We start from the raw sequence: 21,347 nt of genomic DNA, 5'->3' as shown, positions 1-21,347 counted from the left end.
GTGACGGCGATGTCGTTCATTTCCTTGCGCCTCAGGCACGGAGCCGCCCTTGTCGCCATCGCACTGTCGCTGGCGACCGGCGCTGCGAGCGCCGACACTGTCGATCGTTTCACCGATACGTCGCGCATTGTTTCCGTTGGCGGATCGCTGACGGAAATAGTCTACGCTCTCGGGGCGGAAAATATGCTTGCCGGTCGTGACCAGACAAGCGTTTATCCCGAAGCCGTCAAGAAGCTGGCAGATGTGGGATATATGCGCCAGCTTGCCCCCGAAGGCGTGCTTTCGGTCAACCCGACCGGCATTCTGCTCCTCGAAGGCAGTGGCCCGCAGGATACACTCGATGTCCTGAAAAAAGCGTCCGTGCCGATGATCGTCGTGCCGGAGACCTTTACAGGCGAAAGCGTCGTCAGGAAAATCGAGATCGTGGGCAAGGCACTCGGTCTGGAAGACAGGGCCCGGACGCTTGCTGCAGAAATATCCAGCGACATTGAGGCGGCCGAAAAGGCTGCGGCAGGCCATAACCCACGCAGGCGTGTGCTTTTCGTATTGTCGGCTCCCGGCGGACGCCTGATGGCATCAGGCACCGGCACGGCGGCTGATGGCATGATCAAGCTTGCCGGTGGTGAAAACGTCATCAGCGAATATCACGGATACAAGCAGTTGACCGACGAGGCCGTTGAGAAGGCGGCGCCTGACATGATCCTGATCATGGATACGGGCGCGGATGGGATGACGCCGGAATCGCTCATGAAAAACCCGGTTATCGCGGCAACACCGGCGGGGCGGAACGGAAACATCGTTTCTATGGAGGCGTCCTATCTGTTAGGTTTCGGGCCGCGAACCGGCGCTGCCATTCGTGACCTGTCGGCAAAACTCTATGGCGCTCCTGCGGGGCAGTAACATGGTCGGGCTTGCGCGGTTCCAGCGCAGGCCCGATTGCAAGGATTATTGGAAATGACGATCCAGGGTCGCGTGGCGCGCATGCAGCGCATTACAGCGCGTCATTCAGAAAATGACACGGGAGACCGCGCGGTACGCGCACGGCTCACCATCATATTGCTCGCGGCGGCCTTGTGCTTCGCTGCTCTGTTCAGCCTCACGGCTGGCGCTTCGGATGCGTCCGTGCTTTCGGTTCTGCGCACTCTGACCTCCGCTGGAACCGAGGGCGCGGATGCATTTCGCCGCGATCATCTGATCATCATGGAAATCCGCCTGCCGCGTATCGTCATGGGCATGCTGATAGGGGCGGGGCTCGCGGTTTCCGGGGCTGTCATGCAGGGGCTTTTCCGCAATCCGCTTGCCGACCCGGGCCTCGTCGGCGTTTCCGCTGGCGCGAGCCTTGGAGCGGTTTCCATGATCGTTCTGGGCGGCACCGTTCTTGCGCCGGTCATAGCTGCTCTTGGTGTCTATGCTCTGCCGCTGGCGGCATTCCTTGGCGGGCTGTGCAGCACGTTTCTGCTCTATCGTGTTGCGACGAGGCGGGGGCGGACCTCTGTGGCGACCATGCTGCTTGCAGGTATCGCACTGGCGGCTCTGGCGGGCGCTGCCACCGGCGGGCTTATCTATCTGGCCGATGACCGCCAGCTCCGCGACCTGACATTCTGGGGCCTTGGCTCCCTTGCCGGTTCCACCTGGGCGAAGATCGGCGCCGCAGGTCCGATCATTGCCGTCGTCCTCGCCGTATCGCCCTTGCTGGCACGCGGTCTCAATGCGCTGGCTCTCGGAGAAGCTGCCGCTGGCCATCTTGGTATTCAGGTGCAGCGCGTCAAGAACATCGCCATCGTCACGGTCGCTGCCGCCACCGGCGCGACGGTCGCCGTCGCAGGCGGGATCGGCTTTATCGGTATCGTCGTGCCGCATATGCTGCGCCTTGGCATCGGTCCGGATCATCGCTATCTCCTGCCGGCCTCAGCCCTGCTGGGCGCGACGCTTCTGCTGCTCGCAGATGCGGTAAGCCGCACGATTGTGGCTCCGGCGGAATTGCCGATCGGCATCATCACCGCGCTTTTCGGCGCGCCGTTCTTCCTCTGGATATTGCTGCGCCAGCGCGGCCTGCTCGATCTGTGAGGCTGTCATGATTGAAACAACTTCATTGGGCGTAAGCCTGTCGGGCAAGACCATCATCAGCGACGTTGCCTTTTCCGCCAAACCGGGCGAGGTGACGGCAATCGTCGGGCCGAACGGCTCCGGCAAGACAACGCTGCTGCGTGCGCTTTCCGGTGATATCGCCTATACGGGAACAGCCTGTCTGGACGGCAAGTCCTTCGCGGAAATCAAGCCCTGGCAGATGGCGGCGCGCCGCGCGGTGCTGCCGCAGGCGAGCGCCCTGTCATTTCCCTTCACGGTACGGGAAATCGTGAAGATCGGGCTTACGGGCGGCTACAGCGGTGTTTCTCGCGATGAAGAAAAGCGGCTGCCCGATCTCGCCTTGCAAAGGGTTGATCTTGCCGGTTTCAGCGGGCGGCTCTATCAGGAGCTTTCCGGCGGAGAGCAGCAGCGTGTGCAGCTTGCCCGTGTTCTGTGTCAGGTCTGGAAGCCCGTCGTGGGCGGCAAGGCGCGTTATCTGTTTCTGGATGAGCCGATTTCAAGCCTCGATATACGGCATCAGATCGTCGTGATGGAGATTGCGAAGGATTTCGCGGCGGCAGGCGGCGGCGTGATCGCGATCCTGCACGACCTCAACCTGACCGCCATGTTCGCCGACCGTATAGCGGTGATGAGCAAGGGCAAGCTCGACGTGATGGGGACGCCGCGCGAAGCGTTGACTGACGAGCGGCTCGAACGTGTCTACGAATGCTCGTTACGGGTCGGCGTTCCGCCCGAAAAGGGCGTGCCTTTCATACTGCCGCAATCCGCCTATCGCGCCGCCGCAGAATGAAAAAAGGTCCGGCAGCAAGCCGGACCTGTTCGTTCGCACCCTGGCGCCGAGCCGTCAGCTCGCGACGCGCTCCGGTTCCATCTCATCGAGACCAAGCAGGTGCCGCACATTCGGGCGCGCCTTGACGAGGTCGGCAATGCTGTACTTCATCAGCACGGCAAAGAAGGCATTGAGCGCTTCGCGCAGCGCCGAATTCAGTGCGCAGCTATCAACCAGCGGGCATTCGGTGGCGTCGTTTTCGAAGCACTCGGCCATGGCGAAGTTTTCTTCCGTCACCCGCACGACGTCGAACAGTGAAATGTCCTGTGCCGCGCGTCCGAGCCGCACGCCGCCATTGCGACCGCGCACCGTTTCTACCAGCCCATGCTCGACGAGCGGCTGAAGAATCTTGAACAAAAACAGTTCAGAAACGCCGTATGCGCGTGCAATTTCCGGAATGCGGCTGAGCTTGCCGTCATTGGCAGCGCAGTACATGAGCATACGAACGGCATAATTCGTCTGGCGGGTAAGACGCATCACTGTTCCTTTCAACACGTCTTGAAGCAATCTCGCCTCCACAGAGGCAGCGATGCTCCAATCCTTGAGTTTGCAGCTCCAACCGAAAACGTTCATCCCTGTTTCGGAACTGCTTTTAAATTCTGGTCCTGTCGCATCTGCTTTTCCGAAAGGTTCAAGGCGCGATCGGAACATGCGCTAAAGCGAGTATCTGTTTCTTAACCCACTTTAGAATCATTCTTAAAATATATGAAGTCTTTTCTCACCTTTAAAGGGGAAAAGTTGTTGCCGGCATCAATTCGCTGCGAGTTCCTCCCAGACCGGCCGCAAACGTCCATTTTGGCGTCACTGGCAAACATCTATCCACTCGGCGCTGACGAGTTCGGCCATCCTGTGCGGAGCGATGCGCACGGCGCTGTTGGTAGCCCCGGCTGCAGGCACGACTTCCTCATAGGTCTTCAGCGAAACATCGCAATAGACGGGCAGGGCGCTCGGCAGGCCGAACGGGCAAACGCCTCCGACGGGATGGCTGGTTTCAGCAAGGACAGTCTCGGCATCCAGCATACGCGGCTTCGTTCCAAACTGATCCTTGAACTTGCGATTGTCTATGCGGGCATCGCCACGGGTAACGATGAGAATGGTCTGCTCCTTGGCCGAAAAGGAAAGCGTCTTGGCGATCTGCCCCGGTTCCACGCCATGCGCTTCGGCGGCGAGAACAACGGTGGCGGTGCTGGTGGGCAGTTCGATCACTTCGATTTCAGGCGCTTTGGCCGCAAAAAAGGCCTTTACGGAATCCAGACTCATAGCTTCCCTTTTCTTATTTTGATTATTACACTCAAGTTTAAGCCGCATTATGACAAAGGACAAGTCCGGTCGCTTCATTGCGGCATTTTTGCATAAAAACTCTATCAGACCGGCGTCCGGATCTGCAACAAATGATGAAGGTGTTGGAGACGGCAGCGCGCCTCATAACACGGCAGCCCGCCGCGCCGTGTTATGAACTGGCGTTCGGGCTGCTTCAAAGATCGACCGGGCGACCGGAGGCTTCTTCTTCCAGGGTGACCGCCACATTCGCATTGGCGGAAAGTCTTACCTTGTCGCCTTCAACGTCGGCAACGAAGCCAAGTTCGATATAATGGTGATGGTCGGCGTGCTGGCCGGAATTATCGGTCTTCTTGAGCTTGATGCGGTTATCTTCAATGTGGTCGACCGTGCCGACATGAACGCCATCGGCTCCGATTACTTCCATATTTTCGCGGATTTCGTGCTGCATGGGATTTCTCCGTGTTGAATTCTGCCGAAATGGCGATCTGTGATAGAGGCTTGCTCGCAAGAACCTAGTGCGCATCCGGGCGCTGGCCATGGCATCGACATCGAAAGTTGCATTTCGAGCGCCGGATCGAACTGTTGTCCTCTCAACCTGCCGCCGTTTTGATCTTCGCTATTCGGAATGCTGGCAAATGAAACAGTGCACGTTGACGTGAAAAGAAAAGCTGCTAAGAAGTCACTCGCTGAGCGATTGGTCGCAAATCGGTAGCTTGCTGCGGTTTGCTGTTTTACCGGAATCGGGAAAAGCACGAGAAATCAATTGCCTGGAGGGGTGGCCGAGCGGTTTAAGGCACCGGTCTTGAAAACCGGCGTGCAGGAGACTGTACCGTGGGTTCGAATCCCACCCCCTCCGCCAGTATCAAATCCACTTTCCGCTGTGTTGCGCTATTTCTCTTGCATATCCGGGCGTTTTTCCTCATTTCACTATCCAGCGCGATCTACCGCCAGCTACGTCAAGCTTCACATTTTGTGTATATGATGTGTATAGCGGCTTCCGGAAATGTGTACATCGCGCAGAGTACGATGTGTATACGGTCTGGGAGGGCTGATGCTTACAGATACGGCCATAAAGAAAGCGAGGGCGGGCGATAAAGGTTATCATCTGACCGATTCCCACGGGCTATCCATTTTTGTGACGCCTGCCGGCTCAAAGGTCTGGCGTTTCCGATATCGGTTCGCCGGTAAACCCAAAGTGCTTTCTTTCGATTCCTATCCCGAAGTTTCGCTCGCGGAAGCTAGGCAGCTCCGCGATGAGGCGAAGAAGCTGGTGAAGGCTGGGAAAGATCCGGCTGTAGAAAGACGGAAATTAAAAGCAGGTTTGCCAGATCCCGGCGCAAACACATTTGAGAGGGTGGCGCGAGACTGGTTCGAGCTGCAGAAATCATCTTGGGTCGAACGGCACGCGGATGATGTGATTACCAGTCTGGAGCGGGACGTATTTCCCGATCTCGGTTCAACCGCGATAAACGATATCACTCCGCCTGATGTGCTTGACGTGCTCAGAAAGATCGAGAAACGCCCAGCTATCGAGACGGCACATAGAGTTCGGCAGCGCATGTCTGCTGTGTTTGTTTTCGCCATCGCTAGCGGCAAAGGTTTGAATGATCCTGCGGCAATCGTTCAAAAGGCACTCACGCCGATCCAAAAAGGACGTCAGCCTGCGGTCGCGACATTGGCCGAAGCGCGAGAGATAATTGCAGCGCTCGATCGTGAGCCTGCACATCCCGTTACACGGCTTGCCATGCGGCTGCTGGCGCTGACCGTTGTTCGCCCCGGCACGTTGATTACCACGCGGTGGGATGAGTTGGCTGACGTGGATCCGGAGAAACCAATATGGAGGATCCCGGCAGCGCGGATGAAGTTGCGCAAAGCGATGAAGGATGATGATCGTAACGATCACGAGGTTCCGCTATCGCGCCAAGCATTGGAAACGCTCAAGGCGGTGCATACTCTTACCGGAAAGGGGCCTTATGTATTTCCGAATGCGCGGCATGCGCACAAACCAATGAGTGAGAACGCGCTTGGATATCTTCTCAATCGGGCCGGGTTTCCCCAAAGGCATGTGCCGCATGGCTGGCGGTCCACTTTTTCGACCGTTATGAATGAAGAATTTCCCGCCGATAGGTTCGTTATCGACGCCATGCTTGCACATAAGCCGAAGGATAAGGTTGAGGCCGCGTACAACCGGGCGCAACACATGGCTCGCCGTGCGGAATTGGCTCAGATATGGGCCGATAAATTGTTGGAAGGAGCGTTAGTTGCCGCTGATCTTCTCGGCGGACGCAGGCGGTCATCTCCGACGATATTTGGCGATATCGGCGAATAGGAAAAGAGCGGGCTTCCCCCGCTCTCTAATGCCTTGGCAATTCTTCGACCCACCGTTCAATCTCGTCTGAGCGCCATCTGACGCAAGTGGGACTGAGCTTAACCGCTTTCGGAAAGCTGCCTTCGTTAATTTTCTTGTATATGGTTGCCCGTCGGATTCCTGTGATCTTTATCACTTCCTGCAGAGGCATCAGCCGAGTGGTCTCGCTGTCAAACATTATCGCCTCCTGATGGGGCTTCAAAAGGCGCTTCTTCGTGGGCGACATACGCGTGAAACACCACGTCGCAGATGAAGTCGTAGAACTCGCGGGAAATTGCCATGCCCGCTGCGCCACCTTCTATATGACCGGCTTCTCGAAGCTGTGAAAGGATCGATCGTTCATCCTGATTGATCTTAAGCGGCTCAATCCTTTGCTCGTTGACCATCACATAGTGCAAGTAAGGCAAGAGGCGCAGTTCCGTTCTTGATGTTTCCCGACCAAGAAACGCTTCCATTTTGGATTTGATGAATGGGGTAAATTCGCCGCGCTTGCTCATTCCGCGTCCTCTGAAGTTGGTGCAGATGGGAGAGAAAGCGGGTGCGGCATATATTCGATAGGATCGACAGGGCTTTCGCCTTCCAAATCCCACCAGTATCCGCCCTTGTGATCGGACCATGTTGCCTCATAGACCCGACCGTCTGCGTCTCGCACCCAGTAATGATCCGAATTACGGATCGTCATCGACTTGCCGTCGCCAAGATCGAAAGTCTCTTCGAACGTGATCGACTTATCGGCCTCGGAAATCGGACGCCAGAAACGTTCAAGATCAGCTCGCCCATCCCCCTCGACCTTACCGGCGTCGGCATGGTCCGGGGAGGATAGGGCGGCGCGGAAATTGACTAGAACATCATGGAATGCGCTGTAGTGTGCGAGCACCCATTCATAAAGCTCGTCGCTTACGTCCTTATCGCCAACCTCATAAGCCGCGTGCATCGTGCAATAATCGCGGGTTTTGCGCTCCAGCCACTCACCAAAGAATTTCAGATCGGTCATGCCGGAGTGAACGCGCCACTTGTCGAGCGGCAAGCTCCCCATCATTTCATCGATGGAATACATGCCCTTTGCTTTAAGGCGGGCGTTTAGATCGCCTTCCTCCGACGCCAGCTCACGCGCTGCGGATGGCTCCGTTGCGGAGAGGATGCGCTCTAGGGCCGCATATGAAGCGTCAAATTCAGCCTTTGTGTCATTGATGATGGCGTCGTTTGATCCCTGATCCGCTTGCCAGGCCCATTGTTGGGCCGCAAAACTGAAACGATCCAAGGCTTGGCGGGCATCTGGGCGCACACCTGCCCCTTGCACGGAGAGGAAGGGGAACGCGGAAAGCTTGGCGATAAGCTCCTTGGCTTTGACCATGGGTTCGGCATGTTCAGCCAGCCCTTCATCGTCATCCTGCAGGATTGCCAAACGCAGATCGGTGATGACCCGAATGATGTCCGCCGAGGTTACGGCTTCTTCCGGTAGGGTGGTCATGGCTGGACCTCCGGCGCGATAAATTCTTCGTTCCGGGTATCGGTGAAGCACCATGTCGTGAATTTCAGGCCGTGCTTTTCCTGCCAAGCATTAACAGTGGCCGTAAGCATAGCGCGCAGGTCTTTTTGCTGATCGCCGGACACATCGAATGTTACATGGTCGCCGTACTCATCAGCGAGATCAGCAACGCATTCCTCGGCATGCTCAAGAAGCGTCTCGACCAAATCTCTTGATATATACGACGATAGCTTGAGAGGTTCTTTGTAAGCCTCGGTCACATAGACGCCCACGTCATCACCATATACGCCGCGCACTTCGTCAATTGCTTCTTCGCGGGTATCGAACGGCCCGAACGAATAGCTTTCGTTATTGTCGCCGGAATACCATTTCCAGTTTTTCTCGTTCATGCTCGCGCACCTTCGCTAACAGGGCGACCGAATATGTCGCGCTTACGGGGAGGGAGGGGCTTGGAGAGGCGCTTCGGCTCTTTGATGGTTTTTGCCAGCTTGGAAGAAGGCTTGATCGCGCCATTGTTCTTGTCCCGCTGGCGGTCGGCCTTACGGGTCCGACGAATATCGTCAGCCGTCTTTTCCGCATGGCATTGCTGGCAAAGCACCTGCGCATTGGCCAATACCGGCTCGCCGCCGAGAACGTCAGGCAAAATGTGATCTACCTCACCCTCTCCCTTTTTGAGAGCGGCCTTGCACTTTTCGCAGTGACCGGCGGCGCGCTCGATGGCGGCGGTGCGGTTTTTCCGGGAGAACTCTTTCCGGGCCATATCAGTGCCTCGCATAGCCGAGTTCTTCGGCCAGTTGCTCGGCCATCAGGCCGTTGAGTTCGTCGTAAAGGTGGCTTCGCGGGCGGTGCTGGCGCTTGGCCGTCTCAATTTCCGCAATCTTGGCGTTAATCTCGGCCTGAAGGTCGCGGCGCTCCGGTTCGGGGAAAAGCCAGTTGAAGAATTTTGCAATGAAAGAGGGGATCATGCAGCGGCCCTCGCGGTTGCGCCGGGTTCCACGCCAAGCAATCTGTCGATTGCGGCGAGAACGGCTTCTTTGCTTTCCTGAAATTCGCGCTTGCCCATGGCCTTGAGGCTTTGGCTTTGCGCGGTGTAGACCTTCACAACAGCCTCGTGGAAAATCACGACAGCGTAGTTGTCCATCGGCTTGATAAACGCGGCCACGCGCTCGGCCTCCGCCTTACTGGCGCACACTACGGTCCGTTCATCTGCGTAGCCGCATTTGACCAGCATCTTTTTGCGCAGATGCTCGGCAGTTGGGTACTCGGCCAGAAGATGATCCGGCAACGTGTTCCAAGCGTTGGCGATGGAAGCGAAATAATGATTGTGGCTCGCTTCCGAACGGTCGTGATGCTCGACAAGCTTGTAGGTTTCGCCAACGACAAACTGCCGATCTGCGCGGGATGCCCAGTAAGGGGAGGCCGGATAGAATGCCTCTCCATCCCATGACAGGAGAATAGGAGCGCTGGACATAATCAACCTGCCATCATCAACCGGACTTCGTCCGTGATTTCGGTCGTGTCGTAGCCACCGCCGTACTTACGGGTCAGGGTTTCGACGGTTGCGGATACTTCTTGCAGGAACTTGACGACTTCGGCCTCAAGCTCGGCAATCATCTGCTCGTCACGATCCAGCCTCTTGATAAAAAGGCGCATATTCTCCGGCATGCGAGGATCGAACGAACAGAAGTCGCACCACGCGCGCTTTGTGCATGCCATCTGCCACATCATTTGCGTGGCGTATTTGGCCGGGATCGCTTCCGACATGAGTGTATCGAGATGCGTAGCCGAGTTCGGGCATTTGATTTCCAGCAAGCCATCATCACCGACCAGACCGTCAGGAGACGCGCCAGTCATTGCGATTGACGGATGAGCCACAAAGCCAACCTGCACAACGCGCATGTTCTTTTCAAACTGGTAGGCCGAACGTGCGTCAGGCTCGTTGTCTGTCCCCCATTGCATGGCGGCAGAAGTGAAGCCCTCCGTTGCTGCTCCAGTCAGCCGCTCAAGAACAAGCTCGGCATGATAGTTCTTGCGAGACGCGCCGTAACCGGTTTTCGTTTTGGCTATTATATCTGCGACACGTGATGCAGTGACACGGCCAAGGCGAGCCGCGAACCATTCCGGGGAGCCTTGAATAATCTCGGTCATTTCGCACCGCCGTTCGCGCGCTGCTGGCGCTTCCACCAGTTTTCAATGTCGCGGAAGCATTCATTGAACCGGTTAGCGGGAAGGTCAGGGATTGCGTCAATCTTGTACTTTTCACAGACCAGATCGATAGCCGCACCGGACTTCTCGATAAGTTCACGCAGCGCGGAGGCCTGTTCTTCGGTAATCGGCCCTAACTGTTCCGGTACCTTATTGCCGTCGCGGTCATCGCCAGTGCTAATATTGAACAGCATGCAGAGCAGATAGCGCCGCCCATAAGTTGCCGTGCTGCCAAATGCCTGCGTGCCGGTCTTATTGACCTTGCCCTGCGATCCAGCGCCATCCACCGGAATTTCGCCAACGCCGTTGCGGGAATGTCCGTCAGCATGGGAGATTTCCCAAAGGATGCGAAGCTCACCCTTTTCGTTGTATCCGTCTGGCTGAAACGAGACTGCAAAGCCGTGCTTATGAATGATCGGCATAGCCTGATCTTCAATTGCGGCCAGATCGGCATATGTTGAATTGGTGTGGCTATTCCTGCGCGTCTTCGTGACAACCGGCAATTCAGCCTGACACTTGGACATGGCGGCGAAATACGCTTTCTTGGCCTGCCGTTCCTCGTCTTCTCGGGCGCGGTCTTCCATACGCTCCTTCATGTCGAGCATCTTTTCCAGACGGTCGAGAGGAATATTCGGGTCCATGGCGATGCGCTCGATCATGGAAATCATAGGCGCGTCTCCGCGCTGAACCGGCATGCTGTTTTCGTGGTGAACATCAATGGCTTGAGCGGTCATGCTGCAATTCCTTCCTGTTCCTGTAGAAGGTCGGTGAGTTCGAAAAGCTTTTCAGCGAGATAGCGGCGGGTCGGCACATGCGGATCGGTTTTGAGACGATGCTCAATTTCAGCGATCAACCGCCTGACCTCGGTTTCGGTGAGGTGGTCCGGCATCACATGAACTCCTCAAGCATTTCCGCGAAGATGCGCAGGGCTGCGTCACCCTTGAGGGCTGTTTTGTGAGCGCCTTCTATCGTCGCGCCAAAGCGGGACTGAAACATGCGGCATTGCAGCTTGAAGAAGGCAATATCGTCGTCGCCGCGAGCCTGTTTGATTTCCAGAACGTCTGAAAGGTAGCGGGGGCGATTGATGGAGTTCGAGACGCCTGCGATCGTGCTGGCAATTCCTGAAATCGTGGATTGGTATGAGGGATGCATTTGTGTCTCCTCGAATAAGCATTCGGGAAACCGCCCTTCCGGGCGGAAACCGGAAGGCTTAAGCGGGACGGATGCTATCGAAGCCGTCGAGCCATGCACGGATGCTATCGCCGGTCATGTATTCCGGAACTTCACGCGACTTGGCCTTGTAGGCAGCGTACTGACCAATCTGGAAAGCTTTTTCGTTGTTCAATTCGGGTGTCTCCCATCTCGTTTGTTGAGAGAACCGTACAAAACGTACGAAGATCAGTCAAGTACAAAATGTACGATACTGGTGCAAAATGTACGATTGATTTTGACGCCTGCCCGCATCATGGTAGAATCAGAACGAACAGAAGCCAGCCGAGAAATGCAGCAGAGAGGTCATTTTGGCTTTTAAAACCTTAGGGGCCGAGTACTATTTCTTTATCTAGGAATCTCTGAGGGGGCACCAATGAAGCGCGTAAATCTGCTCGATTATATGAAGCTGTCAGACACTATGGCCGACGCAACAAGGGCTTTGGCGCTAGATAACACTAAGCACGGCTATCTTTATTTCACTTTTGACAATCTGATGAGAACCCTGGTCGCCTTTCTGGAAGATGACAACGGTTTTGATACGTCGAAGATCGTAGCGAAGGAACTTTACGAACTGTTGACCGATTGGCAGCAATCGCACCATTCAAACGGAATTGACGCCGATAAATTCGGCCAAGAGGTCCATAGCTGGGAATATCATCATATTAGTATGCGGCTGAATGCCTTTAAGCACGTGCTAGAAGCAGAATGTCGGCAGGTAGATGTTTATTCTGTGGGGCAGGTCTCGATTTATAAGACGTCTTCTTTGGTGTCTAACGGCTCAAAATTCATTCCGGCTTCATCATACGAGTTTTTACCGATGGAAGCTAAAAAAGAGTTCGATGACGCCGGTCGGTGCCTAGCGTTTGATCTCCCCACCGCGGCAGGTTTCCACGCCCTACGAGGATTGGAATTGGCGATCCACAAGTATCTGGAAGGATTTGGGAAAACGACCGAAAGCCTTAAAAACTGGGGAGCATACGTGAAGGCAGTACAAGATCTGGCAGATGATGACACAACTGCCGTGCGCCCATCCCGAAAAGTTGCTGCCATGCTAGACCGCATTCGAGCGTTAGATCGAAATCCTCTCATGCACCCTCAGGACACGCTCGATCAAGACTCTGCTGATATGCTTTTCCGGTTGGTAGCTGTTACCGTGTATGAGATGGCCAAGGATGCAAAAGACGCTTTCGGGGAGGCTCCGCTTCTAACCGACCGAGATGCGAGTAAACCAGCAACCGGTTCAATCGCGCACCTTTTTGCTCCTGAATGATTGCAACCCCAACATCTCGCGGCGGCAAAATGCCGTTAACCTCTGATTAAAAATGTTCTTGTTTCGTTCTCGCCCGTGAGTCATCCTGTCGCACATATCAGTGTAACAGGGAATAATGAGTATGAGCATGCAAACGAATTTCATCGTGCAGAGCTACACGAAGATAAAGGGCGGGAATTTACGCCCCGACACACCTTTCATCGCGAAAGATGCGGCTCACGCTAAGCGAACAGCCGAACGAATCGCAGCGAGTAGCCCGATGGTGATTGCCTTCGCCAATACCGGCGATGCAGAAACAGGTGATTTTGACCCGCCAAAGCTGATATTTGCTCATGGCGACAGACTGCCGCCAGAGGTCGAAGAAATGGAAAAGATATAGCGGCGGGGAGGAGTGAATGATTAAATTCGTGACCATTCAGCCGGGTAAGGAAGGTGACAGGCTGGAGCTTTTGCGAGTTGCCACGCTGAATGGTGGCCTTCTTACCGCAATGAGAAAGGCTGAGTTCAAAGCCAACGAGTTAGCTGAAACTATGGCTTCACTTTATGGTGGTCAGTGGTCAGTCCAGATTGATCATCAGGCTGAGTTTGTTCTTGTTCGTCGCCATTCACGCGAATTGCGTTCATAATGACGCTCATCACGACAAGTATGTCTTGATCGTTCAGCCCTTTGATGCGGCGCAACATGGCTTCTATCTGTGTTGCCCCGCTAATTTTATCTTCGGGTGAGCCGCCTTCACCGAAAAGTATCCAGCCCGGATCGACGCCGAACAATTCACCGTATTTTTCGGCTGCTTTGCGCGAGATTGGACGATTGCCGTTCTCATTGCTTATCAGAGTGTTCTTATTGATCTCTTTGAGCACGCGTGCGGCATCACTCGGGGTTTCAAACCCGGCCTTAATGCGCGCCTCTTTCAAACGGTCTTTCGGTTCCATTCGTACATTATGGCTTGGAATTGTCGTTCATAGTGTACGATTTGTGTTGCATTGCTGTCGTACGTTATGTACGATATGGCCATGATGAACACGCCAGACACTATTACCGACCTGATTGATAGCTGGGGCAAAATTTCAGATTTCGCCCGGGACGTTGGCTGCGGATACGAAGCGGCGAGGCAAATGCGACGGCGCGACAGTATCGCTCCCGAGCATTGGGATAAGGTTGTTTCGGCGTGTTCAAAGCGAGGGTTAAAGGGCGTCACGTATGTGTGGCTCGCCTCGCATCGATCCCGCAAAGAGGTCCGTGCTTCTGCGCAACAACCGCAACCTTCAACCCTATCAGGAACCGTGTAATGAGCGACGATATCACATCGGAAGCGCAGACGATTGCCGTTGGCCAGCTTCGGGCTTTCATTGAACGTTACGAGCGCCTTGAAGAAGAAAAGAAAACTATCAGCGATGACCAGAAAGAAATCATTGCTGAACTGAAGGGCAGCGGTTTCGACGCCAAAGCCTTCAAGGAAATCATTCGCCTTCGCAAGAAGGAAGACCATGAGCGTCAGGAAGAAGAAGCGATGCTTCAGCTTTACATGGACGCTCTGGGGATGTCGTAAGCCATGACTGCGACCGTTTTCCCAACCCATGACGGAACATTCATCGCCTCTTGCCGTAAGACCGGCAGGAGCGCGAGCGGTCGCACGCATGAACATGCATTGCAGAATTTTCATTCGTTGGTGAACTCCTCCCACACTGACGAAGAAAGCCGCGCCACCTTCAATAAGCGTGGCGCGGCTTCCTTTTCGAGCGAGGGGCGGCGATGAGGAACAAGCCTCGCTCAATCTCCAATTCAAGAACCCGTCGAGCGTCCTTTGTGTCGCGATCTTTTCCGTTCGCCCGGATAATCGACGGTAGCGGGTGCCTCCGGGCGAAGTGCAGCGTTCAAGGCAGAAATACCTGGAACACCCTCTGCGCTGTGCGATTCGGTACCCGCGCCTTTTTCGTTTCGGGCAATCGCTGCTTTTCGTGCGTTCTGCAAAACGCGCCATGCGGCATGCCCGATGTGCTCCAAATCTCAACTCCTGCTCTCGTTTCGCTTCAGGGCGCTTGTCATGTCCTGAAACGTAGCTGGAGAGCTTTGCAATGTCCGACAAAGGTTTTGAAGGATCTGACAAAATGAGTGTCGAGTTTGTCAGCAGCGCCAGAGGGATGAGTGATTTCATTCTTCAAAGTACCTACCGGGGGCCGGGTGATACCGTTGACGCTGCCATGCACCGGGCCGAGCGCATGTATGGCGCTCCGGCATCTTGGATGCATCGCCTCCGCTATCGATCGATCAAAGACATGCCTGTTTCCGCATATGCGGCCATCGCTCGCGCCTACAAAGCGGCGCTTGAAGCATCAGAACAAGCCTATGCGGCTGAGAGGGAACTAGCCCATGCGCGCAATTCGAAACTTCTTGGCATCGCGGATGCTCTGGCTGGAACGCCTTTTGCAAGCAGCGTGGCAGAAATTGCGCCAGTACTGGTTAAGGCTGACGCAGCGGCAGAAGGACGAAAAGACCTTCCCGACGCGAATAGAGAAGGGTGAACGATGAACCCTTTCGCCGCCGCCATTCTCTCAACTCTCCTGACAATCCTGCTGGTCTGCATGATCGGCCTCTATCTCGCATGGAGGATGCAATGACGGCCACAGCACGCGGACTTTTCAAAGCGACGGGCAATAAGGCCAAGCCAGTGCACATCATGCTCGATGGTGAGATTGTTAAGTCCGATTCCCTTGTTCGTGAAAAAGACGATTTCTATCCGACTCCTCCAGAACCCACGCGCGCATTCCTCCATGCTGAGATTGAGCGACTGCGCGACTTTCCTTGCGTTTGGGAGCCAGCAGCAGGCGACGGCGCAATGGTCCGCGAAATGGAATCGCTCGGGCTGGTCGTTCGTGCATCGGATTTGATCGACCGCGGTTGCGATGCGGATGTCCGATCTTTCTATGAGTTCCCGATAGCTCCGGCTCCGGCTATCGTCACGAACCCACCATTTCAAGAATGCGGCTGGGGCAATGGAAAAGCTCGCTGGCTATACCACGCTCTCGAAACGCTAGACATCGACTATATGGCGCTCCTGCTCAATTGGTCTTGGCCCGGTGCCGGCGGTCTTGCATCATTCTGGAGCCGGTTCCCCGCCGCTCGCGTCTACCTCATGCGTTGGAAGATCGATTTCACAGGGCAGGGCGCACCGCCAATGCTCAATGCTTGGTTCGTCTGGGACAAGGAACACCGAGGCGAAACCGTTCTTCGCATGCTCGACCGCAAGGACGCCAGGCAAGGCGAACTCTTTGAAGGTGCGTTGTGATGGTCGATCCGAAGTCACCAGAATTTCTCGAATATTATGCCAAGGTCTGTGAGCGAGAAGCGAACTGCCGTTCTGGAGAATTTGCGGAATGGCTGCGTGGTTGTGCTTCCCGTGCTCGTGAGCAGGCGATTATGGCACGCGCCCCTCTGCAGCCTGATTTGTTCGGGGGCGCGCTATGACGCTCACCATTCAGGAAAAGCTGGCAGGAATTGAGAAGATCAGAAACGAACGCCTGTGGTGGCTCAGTGATTTCTCATCTGGCAAAAACAAGCGGCCCGACCACGAGCTGGAAAACCGCCGTGGTGACGTAGCCGTGCTTGAAGCAGTGGCACAAGATTACCGCAACGCCATCGCCCGCAAGGGAGAAGGCGAGGCGGCATGAGAATTTCAGCCGCAGAATTTCGCCAGACAGCCCGCCGCAACAAGTACGGCGCGAAGAAAACCACGCTCGACGGCATCACCTTCGATAGCAAGGCAGAGGCGCGCTATTACGCAGCACTCAAACAGCGTGAAAAAGCAGGTGAGGTCCATTCGGTCGAGTTGCAGCGCCCGTATGTCCTCGCTGTCGATGGCTTTCTGATCGCCACCTATAAGGCAGATTTCTCCTTCTGGGATCAGGTTGAGGAACGCCAGCGCGTCATCGACGTGAAAGGCGTTGTCACGCCGGTATTCCGCCTCAAGCAAAAGATGATGAAAGCGATCTACGGGATCGATATCGAGGTGGTGAAATGAGCCGGGACCGTATTCCTTATTTCGATTTCTACCCCTCAGACTTCATGCACGGTGTTCGCGGCCTGTCTGCTCAGGAGGTCGGCGTTTACACGATGATGCTTTGCCGCATCTACGAGGAAAACGGCCCGGTTGAATTTCACGTCATGCGCCTCGCCACCTATTGCACCATGCGTGAGAGCACGTTCGTGAAGACGGTCGAAAAGCTTGTCGAACTTGGCAAGCTTCAGCTGATCGATGGCATGATAACGAACCATCGTGCTGAAACCGAAATTTCAAGTCGTGCGAACAAGTTGAAAAATAATTCCAAGGCCGGAAAAGCAAGTGCCGAAAAAAGGCAACAAAAACAAAGGCTCGCTTCAACAGATGTTCAACAACCGTTCAACCATACAGATACAGATACAGATATAACATCTTCACTTCGTTCAGATGTATCGATCAAACCGGACTTCGATAGCGAATTCGAGCAACAGTTCTGGCCGATCTATCCGCGTCGTGTCGGCAGGGGGCAAGCCCTCAAGGCGTTTCGTTCGGCTCGCAAGCAGACTGAGCTTGAAACGATCCTCGCTGGCGTCCGGCGCTACGCCGAGCAACGACGCGGCGAAAATCCCGAATACACCCGGCACGCTTCCACATGGCTGAACGGCCAGAGTTGGCTCGATGAAGCCAACCAGAAGTTTACCGCTCACCGGAACGAACCGCCTCCCAAGCCCCGAAACATCGGGGATGCAATACGCGACGAAGCAAGGCGACTTGGAGTTTTGAAAGATGAACCAGTTAGCGAAAACCGAGGATTTCACGACGAAGGCCACTCAGCAGGAAATGTTCGAGTGCTTGACCTTGCTTTCCGGCCTTCGCTCAAGGGCTTCGGATAACGACAGTCTCAACGTGGCCCTTTACTACATCGCTCTGGAGGGTGTTACCCGCCACGGCTTGCAGGTAGCCACAAGGAACATTCTGCAAGGCTCGCTAGGACACCCGTTCCTGCCTGACCCGCCAGAACTGCGCCAAGAGTGCAACAAGGTGATGAAGCCAATTCTCGACGCGATGGCATGGGACGCCAATCGTGACCGCATTTTGCGAGAACAGCGTGAGGAGCAGCGCCAGCGCTCACAATCACAATCCACGTGGACGCCAGAAAGTCGCGCCCGTGCAACCGAAAAATGGCAGTCGGTCAAGGCCGCAATGCAGGACAAGAGGGACGAAGAAAACTCCTATGACGCCGCAATGGCTCGCCTCCAGGCGGCAGCAGAGGCCAATGGACATGAACTCGATCTGGAAACCATGAAGCCGGTTTCAACCGGATCGTTTAAGCAAGCGGGGAAGGCGGCATGACAACCTACAGCCCGCATACCTGTCCATTGTGGCTCTTTCGAACCGGCAAAGACACATTCGAGATCGCCGCGATACTCAGACTAACTGAGCCAGAAGTCGAGCGGCGTATCCACATCATACGAAGCCATGAGACGCGCAGGAAAGCCCGTTTCGAGCGGCACAATGAACAAGCAGCATAACCAAGTCAACGAGGAACAGACATGGCGGCGATGACTGAACAGCGAAAGATTGCAGACAAGAGATTGCGCGATGCGCTTAAAGTCGCGCGGCGTAAACATGATGAGCCGGGTAGCCTCAAATCATCAGTGCGGGTGTGTGAAGCCCCGAACCCTCATTTCAATCCGGCGCATCAGCCTTCCAGGTCGAACCCGATCAAGGTTGAAGCATTGGTCAACATCAGGGAAAGCGCCGTAGGAACGCTTTACGCGCGCGGCCATATCAATGATGCGCAGTGGGCGGCGGCTGGACGGTTTCGCATGTACTGGGAACAATCCGGCGCAAAGGGGGCCATTGCTATCGACTACGGCCGAGTTCAGGTTGACGGAGGAAAGGCTATCGATCCACTGCCTGATCGGATGGTAGAGGCAACGCATCATCTGAATAGCTGCCTGCCGGTTCTCGGCAAGCGCACCTTCGATATCATGATCAAAGTCGTGGGGCAGGGCATGGAAATTGCCGACATCGCCAAGACACAACGCGAGAAGACCACCTTCAGCGATTACATCAAAGATGGCCTTGAAGAATTGTCTGTGCATTGGGGGTATAAAACGCGATAGGTAGTTGCCCGCTTAAGCGAATTACACTATATTTTGTATCGTGGTGATTTGCGCTTAAGGCGCAATCCGATTTGCAAGGCGGCTTTCGGGCCGCTTTTTTATGATCTTGATGAGGCGCTTGGATTTCTATTATTGTGCTGTCTCTAACGGGGATGGGACATGAAAGAAAAGATAGGCAGTGCGTTTGTTGCTGATCGTGGCGATAGGCGCTCAGGCCGTAGGTTCAAGTCCTGCTGCGAGCCTGCCACTCGGACAGTAATCAGAACGGCGGCGCTGAAAGCATCTGTTGATAGAAATTGGTAATGACTCGCCTTTGGCTCAGGAACATGCTGCATATGTAAAATGTCAACGAATGAGCCGCCTTTGAATTTTGCACAGACGCCATCTGTCATCTCCAAACTGGGTGATGCTGAGGTCTTGTATTCAGCCTCAGTGGTTATACCGAAAGGCATTCCGTTAACGTTGGACATCGCTAATTTGCGATATCTTCTCGTTTTGGAAAGCAATGGCGGGGAACACAACATTACGACCCGTGATCAGAATGATCGTGGGTTTACAATTGTTTTGACCAATTTTGATAATCCGCTTGGTACCTCCCTAAGGCCAATTCAAGTTGGAACTGTGCAAAATAAACCTTTGTGGCTTACTTGTTTTGTACAGGCGCCTGCTGGCGACAAGGGGCCTCACGTGATGTCCTACTCGGTTTACTGGGGAGGTCAATTTGATTGATCGTCCAGAACTGCCGAGGAACGCCGAACTAGCGGGAAAGGTTTTAGACGCACAGTCTAAGGAGAGAGGTATGCTCGGTCATGTTTTCGGTACGAAGGAGCATGCGCCAACTAATATCGCGGCTATGGCGTTAATTCTTCTGATTATCCTATTAGCTGTATTGATATTTGCTCCATTAGCGCCTGATGTGCAGCGAGGCTCATTGATCACGGCTGTTTTGAGTGCCGTCACATTTACACTTGGGCTGATCTTTGGGAGAAGTTCGAGTGGGCAATAGCACCTGTTGCGTTATGATCAATTTCGCCGATAGAAGTCGGCAAGCATGAGCATGAGCATCAGTGTGGCGATTATGTCGGAATAGCTGAGAGCGTTCATTACGTTGAACCGTCGATTGTTGAGCCGACAGTTCTATTAGCGCTCAGATAGTTTCCACACAAAGCACAGGTTTCAACCCCGCCATCGTGCGGGGTTTTTCATTCGAAGAATAGGTTTGCCTGGTGATTTTAGGGGGCATTCGGGTTGGCTTCTGGCTTTTTGAGCGCCCTAAGTTTTGAAACAAGATTCGAGTACTGATAAACCGCCTTGAGAAGCTCTTTCGTGAGTTCTATAGCGATTTCGCACTCATACGAGCCGATGGTATCATAGGTCTTCGCCTCAATGTGCGCAGCATCGTTCCCAAGAAGACGCAGTTCATCAGCTGCATCGAGCAACTCTTGAGGTATAATAACAGTTGAATTGAGCGACTTCAGGCGCTGCATTAGGTTATTGCCTTGCGCTTGCTTATCTTCGCAAAGTTCTTCGAGGACGCGCCTAATCATTAAAGCTGATGCGCGAAAACACCCAGCGGCATGTGCCTTGATTGCTTCTTCGAGTGAGGCAAGAATTCGTGGCGGAAGGTTCGACCCGTCAAAGTCGATAACTTCCGGAGGATATGTAGTCAGCGATCCGTCGCTATCTGCAAAAAAGACAAGAGCTCGACAGTCCTCATTTGGGCAACACCGAAGTCCTGCACGCAAGGTAACATACGTCTTGTTCCCGTGGACATCGCGTTCCTCCCAAACAGCATCAACAATATCTTTGCCGATTGATGCGAATGCACCCCGGTGAGAGCAAGCAGGGCAACGGATGTTGATTGCGCCCAACTTGTATCCAACGACGGAATCTCTAACAAAAAACATGAAGCCCTCCTTATTAACCCATCAGGAATACAACCGTGAGTCTCACGCCGAAACAAGAGCGGTTTGTCGCTGAATACCTGATTGACCTGAATGCCACACAGGCGGCGATACGGGCAGGATACAGCGAGAAGACGGCTCAACAGCAAGGTTCCCGCCTGTTGTTAAATGTTTTGGTGCAGGAAGCGATTGCCAAAGGGCGGGAAAAGACCGCTGCCAAGCTTGAAATCACGAAAGAGCGCATTGTCGAGGAACTGGCAAAGATTGCGTTCGCGGACATTCGAAAAGCCGTCAGGTGGGGAAAAAGCCCGATAGATACGACATCTGAGAATGCCAGTCCGAACGGCCTTGGCATTTATCCGGTTGAACTGGTTCCTAGTGAAGAGATCGAAGACGAGATAGCAGCGGCAGTATCCGAGGTTTCGTTGACGCAGACGGGTATCAAAATCAAGATGCACGATAAAAAGGCGGCATTGGTCGATATAGCAAAATTGCTGGGCTTCATGGTCGAGAAGCACGAGCATTCCGGCGATATATCCCTGACTGTGTCGCAAGAGGACGCCGAACTGTGAGA

Annotated in this window: 34 protein-coding genes and 1 tRNA gene; 18 read left to right on the top strand and 17 right to left on the bottom strand. The window is 54.6% G+C overall.

The annotated features are described in order from the left end of the window. The first annotated feature begins 9 nt into the window (after window positions 1-9). The 3 genes from JNC63_RS19140 to JNC63_RS19130 are packed head-to-tail and all read left to right on the top strand — an operon-like array spanning window position 10 to window position 2,878. Window positions 10-900 carry a heme/hemin ABC transporter substrate-binding protein gene (locus tag JNC63_RS19140; RefSeq protein WP_006471362.1) on the top strand — a complete coding sequence of 297 codons (891 nt, stop codon included), beginning with the start codon at window positions 10-12 and terminating at the stop codon, window positions 898-900. 54 nt (window positions 901-954) lie between these two features. Further along, on the top strand, window positions 955-2,067 hold the full coding sequence (locus tag JNC63_RS19135) for a FecCD family ABC transporter permease (RefSeq protein ID WP_006471361.1): 1,113 nt from the start codon (window positions 955-957) through the stop codon (window positions 2,065-2,067). A 7-nt stretch (window positions 2,068-2,074) separates the two neighbouring features. After that, a complete protein-coding gene (locus JNC63_RS19130; RefSeq protein ID WP_006468888.1) occupies window positions 2,075-2,878 on the top strand; it encodes a heme ABC transporter ATP-binding protein in 804 nt (267 codons plus the stop codon). Window positions 2,879-2,932: 54 nt separating this feature from the next. On the opposite strand, the gene rirA is transcribed toward JNC63_RS19130, so the two are convergent. The 3 genes from rirA to JNC63_RS19115 all read right to left on the bottom strand — a co-directional run bounded on the left by rirA (window position 2,933) and on the right by JNC63_RS19115 (window position 4,646). Then, window positions 2,933-3,394, bottom strand: coding sequence for an iron-responsive transcriptional regulator RirA (gene rirA, locus JNC63_RS19125; protein WP_006471360.1), 462 nt, complete (start codon window positions 3,392-3,394; stop codon window positions 2,933-2,935). A 324-nt stretch (window positions 3,395-3,718) separates the two neighbouring features. Further along, a complete protein-coding gene (locus tag JNC63_RS19120) occupies window positions 3,719-4,177 on the bottom strand; it encodes a YbaK/EbsC family protein (RefSeq protein ID WP_063621045.1) in 459 nt (152 codons plus the stop codon). A gap of 214 nt (window positions 4,178-4,391) precedes the next feature. After that, on the bottom strand, window positions 4,392-4,646 hold the full coding sequence (locus JNC63_RS19115) for a DUF2171 domain-containing protein (RefSeq protein WP_006471358.1): 255 nt from the start codon (window positions 4,644-4,646) through the stop codon (window positions 4,392-4,394). Window positions 4,647-4,967: 321 nt separating this feature from the next. On the opposite strand from JNC63_RS19115, the gene JNC63_RS19110 reads away from it, so the two are divergent. Both JNC63_RS19110 and JNC63_RS19105 read left to right on the top strand, forming a co-directional pair. Next, window positions 4,968-5,057, top strand: a tRNA-Ser gene (locus JNC63_RS19110). A 192-nt stretch (window positions 5,058-5,249) separates the two neighbouring features. Continuing rightward, window positions 5,250-6,527 carry a tyrosine-type recombinase/integrase gene (locus JNC63_RS19105; RefSeq protein ID WP_374846681.1) on the top strand — a complete coding sequence of 426 codons (1,278 nt, stop codon included), beginning with the start codon at window positions 5,250-5,252 and terminating at the stop codon, window positions 6,525-6,527. 25 nt (window positions 6,528-6,552) lie between these two features. On the opposite strand, the gene JNC63_RS19100 is transcribed toward JNC63_RS19105, so the two are convergent. From JNC63_RS19100 to JNC63_RS19045, 12 genes are read right to left on the bottom strand one after another with little or no spacing between them, the layout of a single operon-like run. Then, window positions 6,553-6,717 carry a helix-turn-helix transcriptional regulator gene (locus tag JNC63_RS19100; protein WP_374846690.1) on the bottom strand — a complete coding sequence of 55 codons (165 nt, stop codon included), beginning with the start codon at window positions 6,715-6,717 and terminating at the stop codon, window positions 6,553-6,555. A 19-nt stretch (window positions 6,718-6,736) separates the two neighbouring features. Further along, entirely contained in the window at window positions 6,737-7,063 is a 327-nt protein-coding gene (locus tag JNC63_RS19095) for a hypothetical protein (RefSeq protein WP_374846679.1), read from the bottom strand. Next, complete coding sequence (locus tag JNC63_RS19090; protein ID WP_374846678.1) at window positions 7,060-8,037, bottom strand: hypothetical protein; 978 nt, start codon at window positions 8,035-8,037, stop codon at window positions 7,060-7,062. Before JNC63_RS19090 ends, JNC63_RS19095 begins: the two co-directional genes overlap by 4 nt. Beyond that, window positions 8,034-8,444: a hypothetical protein gene (locus JNC63_RS19085; RefSeq protein ID WP_374846676.1), complete on the bottom strand. Its 411-nt coding sequence runs from the start codon at window positions 8,442-8,444 to the stop codon at window positions 8,034-8,036. The genes JNC63_RS19090 and JNC63_RS19085 overlap by 4 nt, the downstream gene beginning before the upstream one ends. Continuing rightward, window positions 8,441-8,815 (bottom strand): HNH endonuclease, encoded by a 375-nt coding sequence (locus JNC63_RS19080; RefSeq protein WP_374846674.1) that lies wholly within the window; start codon window positions 8,813-8,815, stop codon window positions 8,441-8,443. The genes JNC63_RS19085 and JNC63_RS19080 overlap by 4 nt, the downstream gene beginning before the upstream one ends. A gap of 1 nt (window position 8,816) precedes the next feature. Further along, window positions 8,817-9,020: a hypothetical protein gene (locus tag JNC63_RS19075; protein WP_022570408.1), complete on the bottom strand. Its 204-nt coding sequence runs from the start codon at window positions 9,018-9,020 to the stop codon at window positions 8,817-8,819. Then, window positions 9,017-9,526: a hypothetical protein gene (locus JNC63_RS19070; RefSeq protein ID WP_374846672.1), complete on the bottom strand. Its 510-nt coding sequence runs from the start codon at window positions 9,524-9,526 to the stop codon at window positions 9,017-9,019. The genes JNC63_RS19075 and JNC63_RS19070 overlap by 4 nt, the downstream gene beginning before the upstream one ends. 2 nt (window positions 9,527-9,528) lie before the next feature. Next, the gene (locus JNC63_RS19065; protein WP_077684359.1) at window positions 9,529-10,203 is read right to left on the bottom strand and encodes a lambda exonuclease family protein; all 675 of its coding nucleotides are present in this window, start codon (window positions 10,201-10,203) and stop codon (window positions 9,529-9,531) included. Continuing rightward, window positions 10,200-10,994 (bottom strand): ERF family protein, encoded by a 795-nt coding sequence (locus JNC63_RS19060; protein WP_022570411.1) that lies wholly within the window; start codon window positions 10,992-10,994, stop codon window positions 10,200-10,202. The genes JNC63_RS19065 and JNC63_RS19060 overlap by 4 nt, the downstream gene beginning before the upstream one ends. Next, window positions 10,991-11,149 carry a hypothetical protein gene (locus JNC63_RS19055; RefSeq protein WP_022570412.1) on the bottom strand — a complete coding sequence of 53 codons (159 nt, stop codon included), beginning with the start codon at window positions 11,147-11,149 and terminating at the stop codon, window positions 10,991-10,993. The genes JNC63_RS19060 and JNC63_RS19055 overlap by 4 nt, the downstream gene beginning before the upstream one ends. Then, window positions 11,149-11,412 carry a hypothetical protein gene (locus tag JNC63_RS19050; RefSeq protein WP_077684334.1) on the bottom strand — a complete coding sequence of 88 codons (264 nt, stop codon included), beginning with the start codon at window positions 11,410-11,412 and terminating at the stop codon, window positions 11,149-11,151. Before JNC63_RS19050 ends, JNC63_RS19055 begins: the two co-directional genes overlap by 1 nt. 58 nt (window positions 11,413-11,470) lie before the next feature. Further along, on the bottom strand, window positions 11,471-11,605 hold the full coding sequence (locus JNC63_RS19045) for a hypothetical protein (protein WP_022570414.1): 135 nt from the start codon (window positions 11,603-11,605) through the stop codon (window positions 11,471-11,473). 240 nt (window positions 11,606-11,845) lie between these two features. Here JNC63_RS19045 and JNC63_RS19040 point away from each other — a divergent pair, with 240 nt between their 5' ends. Together JNC63_RS19040 and JNC63_RS19035 are read left to right on the top strand one after the other, a co-directional pair. Continuing rightward, window positions 11,846-12,742 carry a hypothetical protein gene (locus JNC63_RS19040; protein ID WP_077684335.1) on the top strand — a complete coding sequence of 299 codons (897 nt, stop codon included), beginning with the start codon at window positions 11,846-11,848 and terminating at the stop codon, window positions 12,740-12,742. A gap of 121 nt (window positions 12,743-12,863) precedes the next feature. Next, on the top strand, window positions 12,864-13,121 hold the full coding sequence (locus tag JNC63_RS19035; RefSeq protein WP_077684336.1) for a hypothetical protein: 258 nt from the start codon (window positions 12,864-12,866) through the stop codon (window positions 13,119-13,121). Between the two features lie 149 nt (window positions 13,122-13,270). Here JNC63_RS19035 and JNC63_RS19030 read toward each other — a convergent pair whose 3' ends face one another. Next, window positions 13,271-13,675, bottom strand: coding sequence for a helix-turn-helix domain-containing protein (locus JNC63_RS19030; RefSeq protein ID WP_063621017.1), 405 nt, complete (start codon window positions 13,673-13,675; stop codon window positions 13,271-13,273). 356 nt (window positions 13,676-14,031) lie between these two features. On the opposite strand from JNC63_RS19030, the gene JNC63_RS19025 reads away from it, so the two are divergent. The 10 genes from JNC63_RS19025 to JNC63_RS18980 all read left to right on the top strand — a co-directional run bounded on the left by JNC63_RS19025 (window position 14,032) and on the right by JNC63_RS18980 (window position 19,598). Continuing rightward, window positions 14,032-14,292: a DUF2312 domain-containing protein gene (locus tag JNC63_RS19025; protein WP_022570418.1), complete on the top strand. Its 261-nt coding sequence runs from the start codon at window positions 14,032-14,034 to the stop codon at window positions 14,290-14,292. A gap of 526 nt (window positions 14,293-14,818) precedes the next feature. Beyond that, window positions 14,819-15,265, top strand: coding sequence for a hypothetical protein (locus tag JNC63_RS19020; protein WP_374846670.1), 447 nt, complete (start codon window positions 14,819-14,821; stop codon window positions 15,263-15,265). 92 nt (window positions 15,266-15,357) lie between these two features. Then, on the top strand, window positions 15,358-16,029 hold the full coding sequence (locus JNC63_RS19015; RefSeq protein WP_374846669.1) for a hypothetical protein: 672 nt from the start codon (window positions 15,358-15,360) through the stop codon (window positions 16,027-16,029). After that, window positions 16,029-16,208, top strand: a complete 180-nt coding sequence (locus JNC63_RS19010; RefSeq protein WP_374846667.1) for a hypothetical protein — start codon at window positions 16,029-16,031, stop codon at window positions 16,206-16,208. The genes JNC63_RS19015 and JNC63_RS19010 overlap by 1 nt, the downstream gene beginning before the upstream one ends. Continuing rightward, a complete protein-coding gene (locus JNC63_RS19005) occupies window positions 16,205-16,411 on the top strand; it encodes a hypothetical protein (protein WP_374846666.1) in 207 nt (68 codons plus the stop codon). Before JNC63_RS19010 ends, JNC63_RS19005 begins: the two co-directional genes overlap by 4 nt. Next, window positions 16,408-16,761: a DUF1064 domain-containing protein gene (locus JNC63_RS19000; RefSeq protein WP_374846665.1), complete on the top strand. Its 354-nt coding sequence runs from the start codon at window positions 16,408-16,410 to the stop codon at window positions 16,759-16,761. Before JNC63_RS19005 ends, JNC63_RS19000 begins: the two co-directional genes overlap by 4 nt. Continuing rightward, entirely contained in the window at window positions 16,758-17,633 is an 876-nt protein-coding gene (locus JNC63_RS18995) for a DUF1376 domain-containing protein (RefSeq protein WP_374846664.1), read from the top strand. The genes JNC63_RS19000 and JNC63_RS18995 overlap by 4 nt, the downstream gene beginning before the upstream one ends. Further along, entirely contained in the window at window positions 17,593-18,093 is a 501-nt protein-coding gene (locus JNC63_RS18990; protein ID WP_368649650.1) for a hypothetical protein, read from the top strand. Before JNC63_RS18995 ends, JNC63_RS18990 begins: the two co-directional genes overlap by 41 nt. 200 nt (window positions 18,094-18,293) lie before the next feature. Further along, complete coding sequence (locus JNC63_RS18985; protein WP_374846663.1) at window positions 18,294-18,869, top strand: hypothetical protein; 576 nt, start codon at window positions 18,294-18,296, stop codon at window positions 18,867-18,869. A 342-nt stretch (window positions 18,870-19,211) separates the two neighbouring features. Then, window positions 19,212-19,598, top strand: a complete 387-nt coding sequence (locus JNC63_RS18980) for a DUF6864 domain-containing function (RefSeq protein WP_374846661.1) — start codon at window positions 19,212-19,214, stop codon at window positions 19,596-19,598. Window positions 19,599-20,101: 503 nt separating this feature from the next. Here JNC63_RS18980 and JNC63_RS18975 read toward each other — a convergent pair. Further along, complete coding sequence (locus JNC63_RS18975) at window positions 20,102-20,776, bottom strand: DUF4145 domain-containing protein (RefSeq protein WP_374846659.1); 675 nt, start codon at window positions 20,774-20,776, stop codon at window positions 20,102-20,104. 35 nt (window positions 20,777-20,811) lie between these two features. Between JNC63_RS18975 and JNC63_RS18970 the strand changes: the two genes are divergently transcribed. Continuing rightward, the gene (locus JNC63_RS18970) at window positions 20,812-21,345 is read left to right on the top strand and encodes a terminase small subunit (RefSeq protein ID WP_374846658.1); all 534 of its coding nucleotides are present in this window, start codon (window positions 20,812-20,814) and stop codon (window positions 21,343-21,345) included. Window positions 21,346-21,347 lie beyond the last annotated feature (2 nt).

Origin of the sequence: Brucella ciceri (assembly GCF_041930145.1) — a bacterium.
Lineage (GTDB): Bacteria > Pseudomonadota > Alphaproteobacteria > Rhizobiales > Rhizobiaceae > Brucella > Brucella intermedia.
The sequence above is the reverse complement of the archived record's forward strand: the minus strand, read 5'-3'. Positions and strand labels throughout refer to the sequence as shown.

Bases quoted from the DNA above. Each gene is read 5' to 3' on its own strand.
- JNC63_RS19140 (WP_006471362.1), top strand. From the start codon at position 10: ATGTCGTTCATTTCCTTGCGCCTCAGGCACGGAGCCGCCCTTGTCGCC.
- JNC63_RS19135 (WP_006471361.1), top strand. From the start codon at position 955: ATGACGATCCAGGGTCGCGTGGCGCGCATGCAGCGCATTACAGCGCGT.
- JNC63_RS19130 (WP_006468888.1), top strand. From the start codon at position 2,075: ATGATTGAAACAACTTCATTGGGCGTAAGCCTGTCGGGCAAGACCATC.
- rirA (WP_006471360.1), bottom strand. From the start codon at position 3,394: ATGCGTCTTACCCGCCAGACGAATTATGCCGTTCGTATGCTCATGTAC.
- JNC63_RS19120 (WP_063621045.1), bottom strand. From the start codon at position 4,177: ATGAGTCTGGATTCCGTAAAGGCCTTTTTTGCGGCCAAAGCGCCTGAA.
- JNC63_RS19115 (WP_006471358.1), bottom strand. From the start codon at position 4,646: ATGCAGCACGAAATCCGCGAAAATATGGAAGTAATCGGAGCCGATGGC.
- JNC63_RS19105 (WP_374846681.1), top strand. From the start codon at position 5,250: ATGCTTACAGATACGGCCATAAAGAAAGCGAGGGCGGGCGATAAAGGT.
- JNC63_RS19100 (WP_374846690.1), bottom strand. From the start codon at position 6,717: ATGCCTCTGCAGGAAGTGATAAAGATCACAGGAATCCGACGGGCAACC.
- JNC63_RS19095 (WP_374846679.1), bottom strand. From the start codon at position 7,063: ATGAGCAAGCGCGGCGAATTTACCCCATTCATCAAATCCAAAATGGAA.
- JNC63_RS19090 (WP_374846678.1), bottom strand. From the start codon at position 8,037: ATGACCACCCTACCGGAAGAAGCCGTAACCTCGGCGGACATCATTCGG.
- JNC63_RS19085 (WP_374846676.1), bottom strand. From the start codon at position 8,444: ATGAACGAGAAAAACTGGAAATGGTATTCCGGCGACAATAACGAAAGC.
- JNC63_RS19080 (WP_374846674.1), bottom strand. From the start codon at position 8,815: ATGGCCCGGAAAGAGTTCTCCCGGAAAAACCGCACCGCCGCCATCGAG.
- JNC63_RS19075 (WP_022570408.1), bottom strand. From the start codon at position 9,020: ATGATCCCCTCTTTCATTGCAAAATTCTTCAACTGGCTTTTCCCCGAA.
- JNC63_RS19070 (WP_374846672.1), bottom strand. From the start codon at position 9,526: ATGTCCAGCGCTCCTATTCTCCTGTCATGGGATGGAGAGGCATTCTAT.
- JNC63_RS19065 (WP_077684359.1), bottom strand. From the start codon at position 10,203: ATGACCGAGATTATTCAAGGCTCCCCGGAATGGTTCGCGGCTCGCCTT.
- JNC63_RS19060 (WP_022570411.1), bottom strand. From the start codon at position 10,994: ATGACCGCTCAAGCCATTGATGTTCACCACGAAAACAGCATGCCGGTT.
- JNC63_RS19055 (WP_022570412.1), bottom strand. From the start codon at position 11,149: ATGCCGGACCACCTCACCGAAACCGAGGTCAGGCGGTTGATCGCTGAA.
- JNC63_RS19050 (WP_077684334.1), bottom strand. From the start codon at position 11,412: ATGCATCCCTCATACCAATCCACGATTTCAGGAATTGCCAGCACGATC.
- JNC63_RS19040 (WP_077684335.1), top strand. From the start codon at position 11,846: ATGAAGCGCGTAAATCTGCTCGATTATATGAAGCTGTCAGACACTATG.
- JNC63_RS19035 (WP_077684336.1), top strand. From the start codon at position 12,864: ATGAGCATGCAAACGAATTTCATCGTGCAGAGCTACACGAAGATAAAG.
- JNC63_RS19030 (WP_063621017.1), bottom strand. From the start codon at position 13,675: ATGGAACCGAAAGACCGTTTGAAAGAGGCGCGCATTAAGGCCGGGTTT.
- JNC63_RS19025 (WP_022570418.1), top strand. From the start codon at position 14,032: ATGAGCGACGATATCACATCGGAAGCGCAGACGATTGCCGTTGGCCAG.
- JNC63_RS19020 (WP_374846670.1), top strand. From the start codon at position 14,819: ATGTCCGACAAAGGTTTTGAAGGATCTGACAAAATGAGTGTCGAGTTT.
- JNC63_RS19015 (WP_374846669.1), top strand. From the start codon at position 15,358: ATGACGGCCACAGCACGCGGACTTTTCAAAGCGACGGGCAATAAGGCC.
- JNC63_RS19010 (WP_374846667.1), top strand. From the start codon at position 16,029: ATGGTCGATCCGAAGTCACCAGAATTTCTCGAATATTATGCCAAGGTC.
- JNC63_RS19005 (WP_374846666.1), top strand. From the start codon at position 16,205: ATGACGCTCACCATTCAGGAAAAGCTGGCAGGAATTGAGAAGATCAGA.
- JNC63_RS19000 (WP_374846665.1), top strand. From the start codon at position 16,408: ATGAGAATTTCAGCCGCAGAATTTCGCCAGACAGCCCGCCGCAACAAG.
- JNC63_RS18995 (WP_374846664.1), top strand. From the start codon at position 16,758: ATGAGCCGGGACCGTATTCCTTATTTCGATTTCTACCCCTCAGACTTC.
- JNC63_RS18985 (WP_374846663.1), top strand. From the start codon at position 18,294: ATGGCGGCGATGACTGAACAGCGAAAGATTGCAGACAAGAGATTGCGC.
- JNC63_RS18980 (WP_374846661.1), top strand. From the start codon at position 19,212: ATGTCAACGAATGAGCCGCCTTTGAATTTTGCACAGACGCCATCTGTC.
- JNC63_RS18975 (WP_374846659.1), bottom strand. From the start codon at position 20,776: ATGTTTTTTGTTAGAGATTCCGTCGTTGGATACAAGTTGGGCGCAATC.